This window comes from Stenotrophomonas sp. P5_A8 (assembly GCF_056400545.1).
Map to the genome: position 1 here is coordinate 1 of NZ_JBFULB010000586.1, position 1,024 is coordinate 1,024.

1 protein-coding gene is annotated in these 1,024 nt (G+C 67.8%); it reads right to left on the reverse strand.

Translation table 11 applies throughout. The features are described 5' to 3' along the window. Nucleotides 1–82 precede the first annotated feature (82 nt). Complete coding sequence (locus AC1DQP_RS20860) at nt 83–592, reverse strand: hypothetical protein (protein ID WP_256776247.1); 510 nt, start codon at nt 590–592, stop codon at nt 83–85. Between the last annotated feature and the right edge of the window lie 432 nt (nt 593–1,024).

Genomic DNA, 1,024 nt, shown 5'->3' on the forward strand with positions numbered 1-1,024 from the left:
CCGCCGCTCGGGACGGCGTGGTCGAGCGGCTGGCGCGGCAGGGGGCCGGCGTGTGCTCATCGTGCTCCGCGCAGCGCGCGGCCTACTTCTTCTCGCCCGGCTTGGTGTCAGCCGGTGCTTCCGCGGCGGCCGGGGCGGCGGCCGGCACCGGCCGCGCCTTGACCACGCGCACGCCGCGCGCCTTCATCCAGGCGTCGAATTCCTCGGCGGTCATGCGCTTGCCGTTCTGGCTCATGTCAAAGCGCCAGGGGGTGTTGTCGAACTCGGTGGCCGGCTTGTACGCGGCCGGATCGTTGGCCTTGATCGCCGGTGCGCCGGGCATGGCCTTGGCGATGTTCTGGCAGCCATCGATGCGCAGGCGCTGCAGGACGCGGTCCAGCGACTGCTGCTGGTCGAAATTGGAGGTGAGCACGCCAGCGGGCATGCCGAGCTGGACGTTGCGGATGTAGAGCTCTTCGGCAACCGGCGCAACGGCGGTGGCCGGCAGCGGCAGCGGCGAGGCGCTGATGGCATGCGCCGAGCAATCCACGGCTGCGTAGGCGGTGGGGACCAGGGCCAGGCCGAGCACGGCGGCCAGTGCGATACGCAGCATGGGATGCATCCAGGAAAGGGGTTGACGCGGCGAGTTTAACAGCGCCACAACGGCTTTCAAGATCCCACATTCAATGAATACGGCAACTTGTTGGATTTATTGTTGATTTCTTGATCAAGAGCGCGGAGCGAAGGTCAAGTTCGCCCCCATGTCCGCTTGCCCCGAGCTGGGCCGGTAGGGGTGGGGTTGCGGGACACGCCGTGAATCCATCCCTGGAGCTCCGTCGCCGCCATCCATGCGGCTCAGGGTCCCGTGAACCCACAACCCCTCCCTCGACAGTGGGCCGGTGGCCCAATGAAATGCGCCGAGCGAAAGCAGGCAGGGCCGTCGCGCCCCGTCTTTCCTGTGCGCACCAGCCATGTGTCGGAGGCTGGTAGGGGTGGGGTTGCGGGACCCTGAGCCGCATGGATGCGGCGACGGAGCCTCCAGGGA